Below are 1,498 nucleotides of genomic sequence, written 5' to 3' on the forward strand. Positions count from 1 at the left end.
AGCCACTGGGGCCTGTTGTGCGTCAGGGTGATGACACCTGGTTTAATATCGTGAAATGGTCTTTCAATGCGATGCTCAATGCCGAGGAACTGGGGCTGACATCGGCTAACGTTGATAAGATGAAGGCAGAAAGTACCGATCCTAACGTTAAGCGTCTGCTGGGTCTGGACGGACCTAAAGGCAAAGGTCTGGACCTGTCTGATGACTGGGCATACCAGATCGTTAAGCAGGTGGGTAACTACGGAGAAGCGTATGAGCGTAACGTGGGTAAAGACTCGCCGCTGGGACTGGATCGCGGCCTGAACGCGCTGTGGAACGAGGGCGGTCTGCAGTACGCTCCGCCTATGCGTTAAGTGGTTGATCAACGGCTGGCCGTTTTTATTTCTGCCCAGGCCTGGGGTTTGGGCAAAACTCTCTGTGTACTGACTTCTGGAGTTAACAATGTCCTCAGACATTTCGAAATCAGGTCACAAGCCTGACGGTGGCCCTGATCCACAAAAGGCACCACCGGTGAGCAAACCAAAATTCTGGAATGACCCGAAAAAACGGTCGTTACTGTTTCAGGTGCTGCTACTGACGGCACTGGGCTTCGTCTTTTACACCATTATTCAGAATACCCTGACCAACCTTGAACAGCGGGGTATGACCACCGGCTTTGATTTTCTGACCCACGAAGCGGGCTTTGGTATCGCCATGAGCCTGATCGATTACAGCGAAGCATCCAGTTATGGCATGACCTTTGTTGTGGGGCTGTTAAATACCATTCTGATCGCTGTGATGGGGATTATTGCCGCGACTATCCTGGGCTTTATTCTGGGGGTGGCGCGCTTATCGGATAACTGGCTGATCGCCAAATTTTCTGCGCTGTACATCGAAATATTTCGCAACATCCCACTGCTGCTGCAGATCTTTTTCTGGTATTACGCGGTATTACGTACCCTGCCAACCCCACGGCAGAGTCTTGAATTTTTCGGTTCTTTTCTCAATAACCGGGGATTAATTGTACCGGCGCCGGTGCCTGAAGATGGCTTTGGGCTGGTGATTATCGGCTTCTTTGGCGCGATCATTGCCAGTTGGTTGATTGCCCGCTGGGCCCGCAAGCGCCAGGAACTGACCGGCCAGCAGTTTCCGGTCTTCCTCACCGGTATCGGCCTGATTGTCGGTGTGCCGCTGCTGCTGTTCCTCTTCAGTGGTATGCCGCTGGGACTGGATCATCCCGAACTGAAAGGGTTTAACTTCAAGGGCGGTATCACCGTGATACCCGAGCTGATGGCGCTGTGGCTGGCCCTGAGCATCTATACCGCATCGTTTATCGCAGAAACTGTGCGGGCCGGTATCCTGGCGGTGTCTCATGGGCAGACGGAAGCGGCTACCGCGCTGGGGATGTCGAAAGCCAAAACGCTGCGGCTGATTGTGATTCCTCAGGCGATGCGGGTGGTGATCCCCCCGCTGACCAGTCAGTATCTGAACCTGACCAAGAACTCCTCGCTGGCGACCG

Annotated in this window: 1 protein-coding gene and 1 pseudogene; both read left to right on the top strand. The window is 53.9% G+C overall.

Going from position 1 to position 1,498, the window contains the following annotated elements:
- Positions 1–353: pseudogene (locus JW499_RS21405) on the top strand (amino acid ABC transporter substrate-binding protein); the annotation flags it as partial.
- Between the two features lie 88 nt (positions 354–441).
- On the top strand, positions 442–1,498 hold a 1,057-nt coding region (locus tag JW499_RS21410; protein ID WP_205212488.1), incomplete at its 3' end, for an amino acid ABC transporter permease.

Source organism: Amphritea pacifica, assembly GCF_016924145.1.
In the GTDB taxonomy this organism is placed as follows: Bacteria; Pseudomonadota; Gammaproteobacteria; order Pseudomonadales; family Balneatricaceae; genus Amphritea; species Amphritea pacifica.